The organism is Guptibacillus algicola (assembly GCF_020171805.1).
GTDB lineage: Bacteria > Bacillota > Bacilli > Bacillales > Guptibacillaceae > Guptibacillus > Guptibacillus algicola.
In genome coordinates, this window is the sequence record NZ_JAIVAF010000006.1 from 45,377 (window position 1) to 59,869 (window position 14,493).

Genomic DNA, 14,493 nt, shown 5'->3' on the forward strand with positions numbered 1-14,493 from the left:
CGATCACCTTTTAATCTCCTTCCGGATTCATTTCGCTATAATACTGCTTCACGAGGGTTTCTAAATGCTTCGGTAACTGCAATCGTTCCACGCTTTGGCGATACCCTTCTTCATAATCTCCATATACTTCTTGATAAGATCTAACTGATCCAGGGAGAACAGGAGCTTCTGGTGCTTCTTCCATCTCACTGCTCCCTTCTCCTAATTCACCGCTATCTTGCTCGATCTTGCCATCTCCACCAGTTCGATTAGGAACCGTCACTAGTTCTCTTTCTCCTTGACCAGTCCCACCTCCTGATCCGCCTGAACCAGAACCAGCACCTGCGCCGTTTCCATTTCCGCTGCCTGCCCCATTGCCTTCACTGCTTGAGCCACTTCCGCTACCGCTACCGTTTCCACTTCCCTGTCCTTCTCCAGAGTTCGAACTAGATTTCTCGCCTTGTGAAGAACCATTACCTTCTCTTCCGCTAGATTGAGAGCTTGATGAAGCACTTGAATTCGCGAAGGAAAGAGATTGAACGCCATTCATACCAGAAGCAAGCATCTCAGAGTTTAGTGATTGCGCATTACTTTGCAAGCTAGTTTGAAGTGCTATTACATCCTCTAACTTGCTTGCACTCGCTACAGCTTGTTCAAGTGATTTCTCGAGGCTTTCAATCAATTCACTCATTTCTTCTTCAGACAGTTCTTTTGACTCTGAAGAACCATTCAACTGTTCATTTAATGACTTTAAAGCGTTTTTCTGTTCCACTGTGAGCTCTTCTTGCTTTAACTTTTCCATCGCTTTCGAAAGCTTTTCTTGATCGAGTTTTTCGAGCGCTTCTGAGACGCCCTTCAACCCTTCACTCTGTTTTGAGAGATTCATTACCTGTTGTTTCGCTCTCTCTGCTTCTTTCTTTAATTCATTCAGCTCTTTTTCTTTTTCTAGAAGTGTTTGCAAAAGCTCTTCAGGTGATTTTGCTTCCTCTATCTGTTTTACTAAGTCCTTTTTCTCATCTGTTAAGGAACTTTTTTCTTTTGAAAGGTCCTCAATATCCTTCTTTGTCTTCTCCATCAATTCATTTTCTTTTTCCATAAGTAGTCCTTGTTCCATGACGTTGTTAGGAAAGAGAACCATCAATGTAATCAAGAGACTAGTCCCTAACAAGGATGATAGTCGCTTTTTGTTCATAGGAAACAGTTTCATCTCATGAACTTCTGTCATCGTTCGTCTCATTCTTTGAACAGTGTCATTTCGCTGAATACGGATCATTTGATTTGAGTCATCTTGCAAAAAAGTGAAAGCCGTCTCAACCCGATCTTCTCCTACAAACTTGTCAAAATAGCGGGCAGCTTCACCTAGACCAGGTTTCTTTACCCATGCTGTTACAATGACTACTAAGAAAATGAAGCCAGCACTTATCGCTGAAGCTTGTATTAGATAGGGAATCGCAATTATCCGACCGATTAAAAGGATGAGAAACGCAATCCCTAGAGCTAAAAGCAATCCCTTGCCTGCCATCTCTTGTATTGATTGAATCTGTAGCTTTCGCTTAAGAACGTTTAAATACGAGAGAAACGATTCTCTTTCTGTCATTCTTTTGGCCTCTTGCTTCTTTTACCTTTCATATTCGGACGAAGCTTAGCAATACTAATCCATAACGACGATGTAATGAGTAACGCACATGTGAATAAATAGCTGATCCATAATGGAATAGATATGCCACTTTGATCCAATAATTCTTTCTGCATACTAGGCTCAAAAACGGTAATGAGCACAGCAGCAGGGTTACCCATTAACAGGAGATACGGAATCGGGTTTTGTGCTTGATTCGGTCCTCCTAGTGACAGAAACTGAATCGATAGCATTGCAAGAAATGCCGTAAAGGCAGTTAAAAAGAGTGCTACACCATAGGTTGTAATCATAGCAACAATTGTTTTTCGAATAAGTGTCGAAAACATAACGCCCAAACTACCAATTGTGAGAATCGTAACTAAGTACAGTCCAAAAGTTGCTAGAATGGTTCCTGGTGCTACGCCCCCAAAGAGAAACGTAATGCTATAAAGTGGTAGTGATGCCACTATGATTAAAAGTAGGAACGATAATGAAGACAATAGCTTTCCTATTATTATGCTTCCTGATGATTGCTTTGTCGTCAGCAGCATATTTAACGTCTGTCTTTCGCGTTCTCCACTTATAACACCAGCTGTCAGTCCTGGTGTCATGAACAGGATCAATGCGAGCTGCACCATCGATAACACCATGAACATGACCCGACTTTCTTCTGGTCGAAAATAACCCATTCTTGCGTTCATCGTCGTTAAGAAAATGAACCCTATTCCGATGGTTCCAAGGACAAGTAAATAGATGAGAATTCCAAGGTAGCTTTTAAATGAACGAAGCCTTAATTTAAACTCTTTATTCAGGACTGGATTCAAGAGCAAAGATTTCACCTTATTCCACTCCTTTCGTTATTTCCATAAAGATATCCTCAAGATCGGTTTTTTCTTCTGTGAAACTTAGGATCGGCAATTGGTGGTGTAATGCTTCTTTAAGCAGCAAGATTTGATCATCGTCACTTCCATTGAAGCCAAACTGAATTTCAGTTTCAGTCGTTTTTCGAATATCGACTGCAAGTGGCTGATCTTCAAAGAATTGAATAGCACGGTCAAGCTCATGTTGAACCGTCACAATCAAGACTTTGTTCGCTTTTAACTGCTGCTGAATCGCACTAACAGAACCTGTGGCAACAAGCTGACCGTTTTCAATCACTCCGAGCGAATCACACATTTCAGAAAGCTCTGGAAGAATATGAGACGAGATCAAAATAGTTTTCCCCATCGCTTTTAATTCTTTCAGGATGTCGCGCATTTCTACTCTCGCTCTTGGATCTAGACCTGAAGCTGGCTCATCAAGAATTAAGACTTCTGGGTCATGAATAAGGCAGCGAGCAAGGCAAAGACGCTGTTTCATCCCCCTAGAAAGAGAATCAACGTACGTATCTTTTTTATGTGCTAAGTTCACTAGTTCTAGCAGCTGAGGAATCAATGCCTCTCGTTCTTTTGGATGTATACCATAGCTCGCACCATAGAAATCCAGGTACTCACCCGCTTTTAGGGAGTCGTACACACCGAAAAAGTCTGGCATATACCCGATGTATTCTCGAATCTTGGACGGGTTTTGTGTCACGTCGATTCCATCGATGTATGCCGTGCCGCTCGTTGGTGCAAGTAGCGTAGCAAGGATAGAAAAAGTTGTGGATTTCCCAGCCCCGTTCGGTCCAACCACTCCAAAAACGGTTCCTTTCTCTATCGTCACATTCATTTGATCAAGCGCTGTAAACGTCCCATAACGCTTTGTAAGATTAACGATTTCAATCACTAGTAATCTCCCCCTTTATACTCATACGAGGAACATAGAATTGACCATTCATACCGCTCGTTTTATTTATCTGAAGAACAATCTTTCCGTCATTAACGTAATTCTGTACATTCTCAGTTATCTTCTCGCTCTGATGTTCTAGGACCTTGCCATCTTCCTTATCCATTATTCGAACCTCAGAACCTCCATTAGATTGATCAAATGTCAGAGATAGCTCGTGAAAAGCAACCTCTTTTTTGTTAAGAGATTCAGGGAGTTGGTAACTGAATTCAAATTTACCGTTACCAAGGTCCACCCAATTTTCACCGTTTTCTAACGGCTCCGCATAATACTCTCCATTTCCTTCAAGAGTAGTGATCTTCGGAATAATTTCACTTAAATTAATTGAAAACTCACCAGACATAGTTGTATCGACCTCAACAGGCATGACGATCATGTTTAAGCTATTTCTTTTTGGGGCTTTGTCATTGATCTTCGCTTTAATAATCGATTCATCTACATATCCGATCAATAGTGGAGATGGATTTTGATAATTAAGTAACCCATTCGTTAAATAAAATTCAAGAATAGAAAACTCTTTCCAGTTCTCATTGCTTCCCATATTATGTGCGTTTGGAAACGCCTTTTGTGCTGCATAGGATGATGGAGCAGTCATCACCGTATTCTGAACCCCATCCACCGTTATATCCGTTTTGGAACCACCTTTTACACTTCCTAGATCATAAGATTTTGTCCCACTAATAAGAAATACATTCTCTAAGTCTTGTTTTAATTCACTTGTAATATCACCTGTTAACTTCCCATTGTCTACTTTCAAATCGGCTTGAAGACTTCCTAACTCTATCGATGGAACAGTGACGGTTGCTGACCTTGTTGACCAATATTCTACATCCTGGAATGTAATCTTTTCTCCATCCACTGTTTGTTCTTTCATAGGGAATATGCTGTAGTCAACATCATCATAATAGTGATCAATCTTTGGAGAAACTGATAAATTATCGCCCTCAAAAGATAGGCTATAATTCCCGCTCCCATTGGTGAGGATTGAAGAACTTCCATATCCTGAAGCTTCTCCAGATTCACCTAGTTCAAAGACCATCATTTCATTTACTTGAGTCCCTTTAAGGCGATCCTTCGCCCCAACGACATAAATACCAATACTCGCGATTAATGCGAGAGAAGGGATGATCCACCACCCCCACTCTCGTCGGTCTTTTTTCTTCAATATCACATAAAGAACTGGAACTACTACTACAAGATAGATAACAAATAAGACAACTAACAACGGAATGGAGATGACAGATCCCGGAAACATCTCTGAATCATATGTCAGCTGTTGAAGCATATCTTCATTTGAACCATACCTATTTTTCCCATTATCAACTGTTGCTTGAATTAGTTTTTCCCACCACTTGCCGTTACCATCCCATTCCACAAGTTCTTTGGATGATGGATTGTAAGTAAGTTGGATGACCTTTCCCATTCCAAGTGAATCACTTACAACAAGCGGGAAATTGTTTTGCTCAAATTCAATCGATGCTGAGTCTTTTAATTTACCTGTCACCACATCAACGTTTGATAGTGGTAATGGTTCTTCAGAATTAAGCACGGAAAGCTCCTGCAAGCTTTTGGTGCCAGAAGGCGTTAGGGGTAACAAATCAGCGAGGCCGGAAAGACGCTGTTCGACACCAGATGAACTGCCAACAACAAGGTTTCCTCCTCTTTTCACCCAATCGGCTATGTTTTGTTGTTGTTCTTCTGAAAACTCTGCTGCATTGTATTCGTTTATTAGAATAAGATCAAAAACGTCTAGTGCTTCAGACGAATTATAAACAGACTCCATTTGGATTAACTCATGTGAATTACCATTAAAGGATGCTGTTTTAATAGCATTAAATGCATCCTGATCATCACTAAGAACGCCTACAACGAGACGGTCGAAAGGCAAGAAAGACGGAGTGAGATCAAGATCCCCCGAAAGTTCCACTTGTTTTCCTTTCTCAAACCCTCCTTCAAAGAAATAAATATGCTCTGTTTTCTTTGTTGGATTGTTTGAATGCTGCACGTGCTCACCAAACCCTGACACGGTTAATTGATATGTTTTTTCTTCTCCTTCACCAAGTTCAACAGGAATAACCTGATTATGGGCAGAGGAATATCCTTTACTCGATGAAAGAATCAAATCTCCTTCTACAGCCTCACCCTTGTTTTTAAGTGTGAGCTCGACGGGAAACCCCTTACCGATTTGTGCTTTTCCGTCGATGCCAATTTCAGATTCTACTTCTATACCACCTGCAGCATTTGCATACTGAGGCAAGGTAATCGCTAGTGCGAGAAATAGTATGATAGCTATTGTTTTATGTACATTCCTCACTTTTTCTTCCCCCTTTTCATTTTCTTTCCAATAATTCAACGATTGGACATGCAAAAAAGTTCCACCTTCACTTAAAGAAAATGGAACTTTACAACTTAATTTATTGAAAAGGACAGCCTTATCATATCTCTGCAAACAATCCCGTTTTCAATTATGTCTTCTTCGTATTCTTCAAAATACCCCTGAACGATTTCCATCATTCGAAATCCGCATTTCTGGTAAAGTGCAAGCTGACCTATACTAGAGTTACCTGTCCCAATTTCAACAGTTTCTGCACCCATTTGTATCGCATTAAAAAGCGCGTCTTGTAGCAACTTCTTACCGATCCCTTTACCTCTATAACCCTCATCAACAACTATATTCACTATTTCCACAATGGAATCCTTCTGCAACAACACATATGCTCCTAGGACTTCTCCATTTTGTTTGGCGATATAACAATCGCCACGTCCTAAATACCCCTTTACCTTGTCGATGGATGGATCTGCTTCAAGAAGAAGATCGAATGGAAAAGATTTCGTCTCTCTCGTAATGTCGATCATGATTCACCTCCACTCTTCGTTAACGTAAAAGTCACTTTTTCACTCTCTACAGATTCATATAGAGGAAAATGGCTGATCTTCAGGTTTATTTCACTCGCATTCCGAAAAGCCTCTCGATCGATAAGAATGTTTTGAACTTCTTTATCTGGTGAAGGAGATAAGGAACTACCATGCGGTTCTATGATACTTCCATTTTGATCTGTAATTTCAATAAGCGGGCCTCGCATGTAATGATAGACAGCAGAGTCAGACTCGCCAGTGACGTTATACTTCAAATTTTGCATTCCTTCAGTGACGTAATTAAACCATGTGTTAAATTGCTTGTCAGCGGCGTCTTCAATACCAACCGAAATGCCTAATACGTCCTGATTTGGCCCACCATACGTGTTGTTGTTAGATAACCCTTCGAAGAAAATCCCCATTCCATTCTTGCTTCCGATCTTCTTCTCGATCGATTGAGAATTGCCCTTATCTAGTGCCAACCCCTGTTCAATTGTTTCCTTTGAAATGGTATATGTCATTGGAGTCCCTTCCTCCATAAATTCTAGTGCTGTTACCTCGATGCTGAATTCGTGTGGAAATTCTTGAAACTCTCTTATATTCACCTCATAATGACCTTTCTCTTTTGAGCTTCCAACACTTACTTGATCTTCGAATACTTCGCCATTTGGTTTTGTAATCCGTAACTTCAAACCTTGTAACGGACGATCCGTATTTTTTAATTGAAATGATAGCTTCGTATTATCGATAGATAAGGTTAATGCTTCCCAATCAATCGTTCTTCCATCAGATAATGTCGTACTTTGGTTAAGGGCAATACTCTCGAGTTCCTCATTTGGGTTTGTAGAAAGAGAGACGTCGATTTCCATTGGCTCTAATGTCTTCTTATTTTCATATGAACCATGAATCATTTCGGGCTGATCGATCACGATTTGGTCGATCGTATCGTTTTCCATCACTTTTTTTATTTCTTCAAAATTCCCTTCCGAACCTGTAAGGCGTATGTTAACTCCTCTAAATAAGCGGTAATTATGTACATTGCCCTTTACGAGCCAATTCGTCTCCTGCTTTGTAAGATTTAACTTATGGTTTTTCCCGCCAGCTTTGAGTGTAAGATCTTCAAACATCAGATATGGAACGTCAGATATTTTTTTGTCTTCTTGACGTAAGTCGATGCTATAAATAAGCTGCAGGATGCCTTGACGAAACCATGCTTTCTCAATCCTTAGAGCACGACGATCTTCCATCAAGATCTTTTCGTAATCTACGTCTGTAAATAATTCATAGTCTGTCGCAAGCTCAGACCTAGTTAGTTTGCTCGTTATTTCATCCATCAGTTCTTTCTCTGTATCAACTTGCTGGAACTCTTCACTAACTTGAAATGTTGGTTGCTCATTTTGACTCCAATTCATGTATAAAAGGAAGCCTGCAAATACTACGAGCACGACGAGCAGTTTTGGTATATTTTTTTTGAAGATTTCTGTCACCCCTTTGTTTTCCAATCTTCCAAATTTATCATACTATTCTTTCTATTATCGAGAAAGGGCAACCAACAAAAAAACCGTGTTCTCTACACGGTTAAGATGCTTTGTATTTAGATGAAATGATTAGACTGATGATAAGTGAAAGGATTAGACTAATCAGGTCGATCGGGTTATACAATAAACCAAACGTAATGGTATCTGTTAGTTGTTGCCCTTTACTCCAAACCCCTAGCCACTCAGGTTGAAAAGCTTTGTTCACGATCAAACTGATAACCAAATTAGATATAAAATAAAAACAAATTAAACTAATTGCGAAAATAACATTTTTCTTCAAGTATCCCTACCCCTTCTAAAGCGTCGTCTTCAATATTGTAACCCGCCTGAATCTTTTTTCTCAACTTACCAGTCAGTGACACATTTCAATTAAAAACCATACCTATAACTATGTTAACGAAAAAGGAGGGGGCTAGATGCACCACTTTCATTACAGACCTCCATATTCACCTCCAAGCTTTCCCGCTAATTACAATCGACCTATGCCACCTGTTGAGGTAACCCGCTTTCAAGGTTCAGCTGGTACATGTATTCACCTCATGGAAGACGGAAAAAAGCTCTTGAACAAAGTGCATAACGATCATGCCTTTGCTCACGAACTAAAAGATGCAGCACAAAATAATGATCACACTTACGTTCATTCCCTCATCAGGAGTGCAGGGGTTCAATCAGCACTCAAAACAAGCTATACTCCTGACGCCATTCGCATCGACCTTCACACAGGGGCTGAAAGGGATTGCAGTGAACTATCGATTAAACTTTGCTGGTAAGTCAAAAGAGAGCCCGACTAAGGGCTCTCTTACATTGAAAAGCTAATTATTTTACGATTAAAACCTGACACGGTGATTGCTGAGCTACTTTCTGGCTTACGCTTCCGAGCATCCATTTTCTTATTCCACTCAACCCTCTGCTGCCTATAACGATTAACTCTGCTTCATCCATAATGGCGAGATCAACGATCTCCTTCGCAGGATCACCTGCTCGCACTTCCGTTTTGACGTTTACGCCCATATGTCGTAACGTTTCTTTCACTTCTCGAAGCATGACTTCTCCCTTACTTCTTTCAATGTTCATTCCATTAGTTTCCTCATTCACTGGAGAAGGAACACCAGCATGGCCTTCATTTCCAATGCTACCTGTTCCATAAGGAATTCTTGTTGCAGCCTGAGTTGAAAGCTTATTCGAGTCCTTCATGACATGTACAAGCATAATCGAAGCATGATTAAGTTCTGCAAGTTTAACTGCTTGATGCAAGGCTTTCTCACTATCTTCAGAACGATCATAGGCTACCAGAATTCTTGAATACATCTTTTTCACTCTCCTCAATGATTGAAGTAGTATTGATTTACCCCATCCGATAGGAAAATAACGCTCTCTGTGAAAACGTATTCATAACGACATATTTGTTACGAGATCATAACGTACAAGTAATCAAAGCACTGTAAAACTATAAGAGGGTTCTCATAGAGAATTTAGAAAATTCTTCATTTATAGTATAATAAACTCTACCATTTGTACGATTATCTGGAGGGAAAGACTGTGAAAGATAGACAGCAGCACGAACAAGAATTAGTAACTCTTAAGGTGATCGCTGAAACATTAAATCGTTCGACAGACCTTACTGTCATGCTACAATCTGTGCTAGAAGAGTTGCTGAATGTAACGGGGTTAAAAACAGGATGGATCTTTCTAACAAGCGAGAAAATGAATTTCACTTGCGCTGCAGACTCAAAGTTACCACAGGCTCTATCACAAAACGATAAACAGTTAATGTGTCATGGGTCTTGCTGGTGCTTAAATCGATATTGGGACGGAAGATTGAAACAGGCAGTGAATATCATCGAATGTAAACGACTTGAGGATGCTACCAATCTGAAAATAGGAGATACTGAAGGGCTTACTCATCATGCTACTGTTCCTCTTACTGCAGCTGGTGAATCGTTTGGGGTACTTAACGTAGGGTCTCCAGGCAAAGAGCAATTTTCTGATGAGGAATTAACGTTACTTGAATCCGTTGCCTTTCAGATCGGTACCGCTATCAAACGAACACGATTGTTTCAAAGCGAGCAAAAGCGTGGTCAGAATTTCTCGAAACTCGAAACGATTACTAGAGAACTCTGGAACATGGAACGCGTAGATCATATCATCGACATCGTTGTGAAAAGCACTGGCAATTGTTACGAATGGCCATTTGTCGGCTTTTTCATTAATGAAGGTAATGACATTATGTTATCCAAACATTTTATAAATGGTGAAGTGAAGAATTCGAAGGAACGATATACTGAAAGAGACCTTCCTATGATTAAACAAGCACTACACGAGCAGGAAAGCAACGAAACCTCGAATAAGTTTATCCCGTATCCAGATGCTACTTCAACACTCTCACTCCCAGTATCAGTAAGGGATGAGCATATTGGGGTTTTAGTCGCCTCCAAAAAAGAAAGTGCATTTGAAAAGAGTGAAATCGAAGTGACTAAGGCGATCGCTGACCATATGGCGCTTGCGATCGAACACGTAAAAATCAATTACAAAAAACAAGAACTGCTTCTCTCTGATGAACGGAACAGGCTAGCTCGAGACCTTCATGATTCAGTTAGCCAAAAACTTTTCTCATTATCTATGACAGCGAAAGGTGCACGTAGTACTCAACAGGAGGAGAATCCTGTCCTAACAGATGCACTAAAAGACATACAGCAGTTAGCTCAGGACGCGATGCGCGAAATGAGAACATTGATTTGGCAGCTTAGACCATCAGGGATGGAAGCTGGACTTCTGACCTCATTGAAATCCTATGCGATTGGACTAGGCTTGGAGCCACAATGCGACAGTATAGGAATTAAAGAACTACCTAGGTTTGTAGAAGAAGCATTATGGAGAATAGGACAAGAAGCCTTGAACAATGTACGCAATCATGCAAAAGTGAAAGAAGTTAGGATCATTCTAGAAATTCATGACGAAGAAGTCTCGCTAACGATTCAAGATTCAGGCCAGGGGTTCGATCCTGCTCTCACTACCCTTACTTTAGGAATCCAGGGAATGAAAGAACGCACGGACCTCCTTAATGGCACATTAACTATTACTAGTAGTCCGAAACAAGGCACTGCGGTTAACGTTGTGCTACCGATCATGAAGTAGAAAGGGATAGATATGAACATTAAACTTCTTCTAGTAGATGATCATTTAATGGTCCGGAAGGGGCTCCGCCTCTTCCTACAAACACAGAAAGATATTGAAATTGTTGGTGAAGCATCAACTGGGCAGGAAGCTATTGACTTAGCTGTAGAACTAAAGCCAGACGTGATCTTAATGGACCTCATCATGCCTGAAATGGATGGAATTGAAGCTACTAAGAAAGTAAAACAGAATCTACCAACAACTAAAATCATCATTCTAACAAGTTTTTCAGACCAAGAACACGTTTTGCCTGCTATACGAGCAGGAGCAGAAGGCTATCAACTAAAAGATATCGATCCAGATGAGCTTATATTCACGATACGGGCCGCCTTTAAAGGCCACCGTCACCTTCACCCTCAAGCAACGAATCAACTTATTTCACATATGTCTGAAACGGAAGATAAAGCAGACGAACAAGGTATCGACATACTTACACCGAGGGAACAAGACGTATTACGCGAAATTACGAGTGGGAAAAGCAACAAAGAAATCGCAGCAGCGCTGTACATTACTGAAAAAACCGTAAAAACTCACGTTAGTAGTATCCTTTCAAAACTTGGTCTACATGATCGAACGCAAGCAGCGTTACTGGCTACCCGAAAGAACTGGTTTGATGTTAACTAAGACTAAAGGCTGAGACCCACTTCAGTCCTTCTGAGGATTCTTGTCACTTACGTTTTTGATAATCTATTAGTAGAGAGACAAAGCCATACAATTTTTTTAGATTAAAGGAGTTTTGACCGTGAATATTCTTGTTATCAACGGTAGTCCTAGAGAAAATTCAATGACACGCAATTTAACAAATACTATTATCGATCAGTTAGATGAGAAAGGAATCAATGTCCTCTCTTTTGATGTTAATTTTCATGAACTCCCACTGTTTAAAGGGGAGCCAACTGATCTTGAGCACCAAGAGGTGAAACGCCTCGTACAATATGCAACAAAAGCAGACGCATTCTTCGTCTGCTCCCCTGAGTATCATAACGGGATGAGTGGAGCGCTAAAAAATGCGCTTGATTTTCTCGGTGGTAGCCACTTCAAACACAAGCCTACAGCGCTCGCATCCGTAGGCGGTGGTGGTAAAGGTGGAATCAACGCCCTAAACAACATGAGAACCGTGATGCGTGGCTTATATGCCCTTGTTCTACCAGACCAGTTTTGTGCTGACCCTACATGTTTTGATGAGAAAGGCGACATGGCTGACACCAAAGCGAAAGAACGATTAACCGTTGTTGTGAATGAACTAGTTACTCTCACTGGACAGGTTAGTGGAGTAGAAGAAATTCAACAAAACGCATCCAACTAAGGATGCGTTTTCCATTACTCGATTACTCCTGATTCTGTAATAACGACTTCCATATTGAACTTTATATCGATATCTGTATAACGTTGCTTCCATTCATCATAATCAAACTTTCCTCTCGTTACACTACGAACAGCATTTCCAAGCCCTAGTGGATCAATGCCCTCTTCTTGAAACTTTTCGATCATTTCTCTACCTTTCTTTTCAACTTCCTCCTCCATGTCCTTTTCAATTTTCTCTTTTACTTTCGTATTTAGCTCTTCACCTGTGTATTCTTTTATTACGCCTAAAACCTTTCCATTGATCGTGATTTTATTCTTTTTTATCTTCTTTAAATCGATGTCTCTTTTCGAAGCTATATTATAAATTGATGCATGATCCCCGCCTCCGAGATCTGTTGTATATGAATCGTTGCTGCTAAAGTTCTCATATAGAATTTTAAAGGTGAAGAGATCGTCAGCGGGAAGTTCTGATACCATCTTATCCTTCTTCAGTAAAACAAGTCCTGTAATCTTCACTTTATCTTCCTCCAAGTCTATAAGAGGAAGAAACGGGTCGTTTCCTTCTGAGAAATAATAATAGAAAAAGTTATGCAAGTTGGTTTCAGGCAACATTCCATACTTGCTATTGTGTTCTAAAATGCTATGAATGTAATGGCCCGTATCGACATTCCCAAAATTAGTCCGCAGCATTGCTTCTGGATCACTATTCGATACCGCAAGAAACGTACGAGAACCTATAGATGGATCACGCTGCAATGTATCGGTAAGCTCCATAATCCCATCTTCTTCTGCAATTTTTTTACTATAGATCGCTAGCTGCAGTTTCCCACTTACTAACGGTTTAGGGGATTCGGTATTGAATTGACTTCTAATTTCTTTACTAATTTGTGCTGTCTCAACAAACACGCTGTTTTCCACATTACCGTTTGCTTGAAACTGTGGAGCAACCGCAATTCCTTTTAACTTTCCATCATCTGTTTTCTCATACCCTATGACGGTTACCATCTGTATATCATCTACAATAGAGTTTTCTACACACCCACTTAGAATCAACATACAAACACATAATAGAATCCGTAATTTCATGATTGTTTCCTCACTTTGTAAAGCACAAGTTGAAAAATAAAGAGGAGTGGTATATAAACGAAGATCATATAAAATCCGATATTACTTATACTGCTATTCAACATGTCGATATTTTCTCTTCGTGTAAGAAGGCTATTAACTATTAGGATCAAGATCAGGAGAGGAATCGTAATCGTTCGCTGTTTAACATTTATCAGTCTTCTTATCCCCCGCCCACCTGCCCAGACTGTAATACAAATATTAGGTAGAACCACAAGAGCCCAAGTAGCGATACCAATGTATTCAAAACGCTCAACAAAAGGCATCTCAGCAATCTTCCATGTTGTTAATGTTGCCCAAACCGTTTTCTCTAATTGATTCGCACTAAAAAAAGTAATCGTAGCGATCATTACGATCACATAGATAAAAATAGTTAACAAGTGGCCACCCTGTGCCCACCGATGAGATTTGGCTGGATCTTTAATAAATGGAAAATAAATCAGTAAAGTAGAAAAACCTAAATACGGAAGGGCACCTGCTTTCGCGCCTGCATAGAGCTCTGAGGCTGAATGATTAAGGATAGGTAAGAGATCTTTGAAATGACCATGATATAAGGGAAAGGCCATCGTCAAAAGGAGATAGAACGGTAACACGACTCCAAAGAATGAAATTCCAGTAACCACTTTGAATCCACCTGAGAGACAATAGTATACAAGTAATAAAAAAACAAATCCGAAAATCCATTTATTCAAATCTGGAAACATCCACACTTGTACAACTTCTATGTATGTACGAAGTACTGTAAGACTCATTGCAATAAAATAAATGATGAGGACCCAGCTCAATAAGCCCCCGATCCATTTCCCAAATAACCGTTTATGCACAGCAATGATATCCCCATTTTCTTTTAGCAAGATTTTATACATGAGAAAGATAACAATGTGAAGGCTGATACCAGCCAACAAAACGGAAATCCACGCGTCGTTTCCAGCTTCTTTCGCAACGATGCGTTGAAATCCCATAACGCCAACTCCAATTTGCATCGTATGAACTAAATAGAAAACAAGGAAAGGTGAAATTTTATGCTGTTCTTTCACTTCTGCTCCTGACATATAAAATTTCTCCTTTCACTCT

Annotated in this window: 14 protein-coding genes; 4 read left to right on the top strand and 10 right to left on the bottom strand. The window is 40.1% G+C overall.

The window, feature by feature from the left end; all coding sequences use genetic code 11:
- Window positions 1-10 precede the first annotated feature (10 nt).
- The 7 genes from LCM09_RS17305 to LCM09_RS17335 form a co-directional block, all read right to left on the bottom strand.
- Window positions 11-1,576, bottom strand: a complete 1,566-nt coding sequence (locus LCM09_RS17305) for a DUF8809 domain-containing protein (RefSeq protein ID WP_224884505.1) — start codon at window positions 1,574-1,576, stop codon at window positions 11-13.
- Entirely contained in the window at window positions 1,573-2,433 is an 861-nt protein-coding gene (locus LCM09_RS17310; RefSeq protein ID WP_224884507.1) for an ABC transporter permease, read from the bottom strand. The genes LCM09_RS17305 and LCM09_RS17310 overlap by 4 nt, the downstream gene beginning before the upstream one ends.
- Before the next feature lies 1 nt (window position 2,434).
- Window positions 2,435-3,361, bottom strand: coding sequence for an ABC transporter ATP-binding protein (locus LCM09_RS17315; RefSeq protein ID WP_224884509.1), 927 nt, complete (start codon window positions 3,359-3,361; stop codon window positions 2,435-2,437).
- Window positions 3,354-5,774 carry a DUF8725 domain-containing protein gene (locus tag LCM09_RS17320; protein WP_224884511.1) on the bottom strand — a complete coding sequence of 807 codons (2,421 nt, stop codon included), beginning with the start codon at window positions 5,772-5,774 and terminating at the stop codon, window positions 3,354-3,356. Before LCM09_RS17320 ends, LCM09_RS17315 begins: the two co-directional genes overlap by 8 nt.
- A gap of 56 nt (window positions 5,775-5,830) precedes the next feature.
- Window positions 5,831-6,277 carry a GNAT family N-acetyltransferase gene (locus tag LCM09_RS17325; RefSeq protein ID WP_224884513.1) on the bottom strand — a complete coding sequence of 149 codons (447 nt, stop codon included), beginning with the start codon at window positions 6,275-6,277 and terminating at the stop codon, window positions 5,831-5,833.
- Window positions 6,274-7,764, bottom strand: a complete 1,491-nt coding sequence (locus LCM09_RS17330) for a hypothetical protein (protein ID WP_224884515.1) — start codon at window positions 7,762-7,764, stop codon at window positions 6,274-6,276. The genes LCM09_RS17325 and LCM09_RS17330 overlap by 4 nt, the downstream gene beginning before the upstream one ends.
- Before the next feature lie 91 nt (window positions 7,765-7,855).
- Window positions 7,856-8,095, bottom strand: coding sequence for a hypothetical protein (locus tag LCM09_RS17335; protein ID WP_224884517.1), 240 nt, complete (start codon window positions 8,093-8,095; stop codon window positions 7,856-7,858).
- Between the two features lie 136 nt (window positions 8,096-8,231).
- Here LCM09_RS17335 and LCM09_RS17340 point away from each other — a divergent pair, with 136 nt between their 5' ends.
- Window positions 8,232-8,585 (top strand): YuzC family spore coat inner layer protein, encoded by a 354-nt coding sequence (locus LCM09_RS17340; RefSeq protein ID WP_224884519.1) that lies wholly within the window; start codon window positions 8,232-8,234, stop codon window positions 8,583-8,585.
- 46 nt (window positions 8,586-8,631) lie between these two features.
- Here LCM09_RS17340 and LCM09_RS17345 read toward each other — a convergent pair whose 3' ends face one another.
- Complete coding sequence (locus LCM09_RS17345) at window positions 8,632-9,123, bottom strand: universal stress protein (protein WP_224884521.1); 492 nt, start codon at window positions 9,121-9,123, stop codon at window positions 8,632-8,634.
- A gap of 231 nt (window positions 9,124-9,354) precedes the next feature.
- Between LCM09_RS17345 and LCM09_RS17350 the strand changes: the two genes are divergently transcribed.
- From LCM09_RS17350 to LCM09_RS17360, 3 genes are all read left to right on the top strand, one after another.
- A complete protein-coding gene (locus LCM09_RS17350; RefSeq protein ID WP_224884523.1) occupies window positions 9,355-10,950 on the top strand; it encodes a GAF domain-containing sensor histidine kinase in 1,596 nt (531 codons plus the stop codon).
- A gap of 12 nt (window positions 10,951-10,962) precedes the next feature.
- Complete coding sequence (locus tag LCM09_RS17355; protein ID WP_224884525.1) at window positions 10,963-11,613, top strand: response regulator; 651 nt, start codon at window positions 10,963-10,965, stop codon at window positions 11,611-11,613.
- A 118-nt stretch (window positions 11,614-11,731) separates the two neighbouring features.
- Entirely contained in the window at window positions 11,732-12,295 is a 564-nt protein-coding gene (locus LCM09_RS17360) for an NADPH-dependent FMN reductase (protein WP_224884527.1), read from the top strand.
- A gap of 14 nt (window positions 12,296-12,309) precedes the next feature.
- On the opposite strand, the gene LCM09_RS17365 is transcribed toward LCM09_RS17360, so the two are convergent.
- Both LCM09_RS17365 and LCM09_RS17370 read right to left on the bottom strand, forming a co-directional pair.
- Window positions 12,310-13,380 carry a Ger(x)C family spore germination protein gene (locus tag LCM09_RS17365; RefSeq protein WP_224884529.1) on the bottom strand — a complete coding sequence of 357 codons (1,071 nt, stop codon included), beginning with the start codon at window positions 13,378-13,380 and terminating at the stop codon, window positions 12,310-12,312.
- The gene (locus tag LCM09_RS17370; protein ID WP_224884531.1) at window positions 13,377-14,471 is read right to left on the bottom strand and encodes a GerAB/ArcD/ProY family transporter; all 1,095 of its coding nucleotides are present in this window, start codon (window positions 14,469-14,471) and stop codon (window positions 13,377-13,379) included. Before LCM09_RS17370 ends, LCM09_RS17365 begins: the two co-directional genes overlap by 4 nt.
- Between the last annotated feature and the right edge of the window lie 22 nt (window positions 14,472-14,493).

Bases quoted from the DNA above. Each gene is read 5' to 3' on its own strand.
- LCM09_RS17355 (WP_224884525.1), top strand. From the start codon at position 10,963: ATGAACATTAAACTTCTTCTAGTAGATGATCATTTAATGGTCCGGAAG.
- LCM09_RS17325 (WP_224884513.1), bottom strand. From the start codon at position 6,277: ATGATCGACATTACGAGAGAGACGAAATCTTTTCCATTCGATCTTCTT.
- LCM09_RS17345 (WP_224884521.1), bottom strand. From the start codon at position 9,123: ATGTATTCAAGAATTCTGGTAGCCTATGATCGTTCTGAAGATAGTGAG.
- LCM09_RS17340 (WP_224884519.1), top strand. From the start codon at position 8,232: ATGCACCACTTTCATTACAGACCTCCATATTCACCTCCAAGCTTTCCC.
- LCM09_RS17305 (WP_224884505.1), bottom strand. From the start codon at position 1,576: ATGACAGAAAGAGAATCGTTTCTCTCGTATTTAAACGTTCTTAAGCGA.
- LCM09_RS17370 (WP_224884531.1), bottom strand. From the start codon at position 14,471: ATGTCAGGAGCAGAAGTGAAAGAACAGCATAAAATTTCACCTTTCCTT.
- LCM09_RS17365 (WP_224884529.1), bottom strand. From the start codon at position 13,380: ATGAAATTACGGATTCTATTATGTGTTTGTATGTTGATTCTAAGTGGG.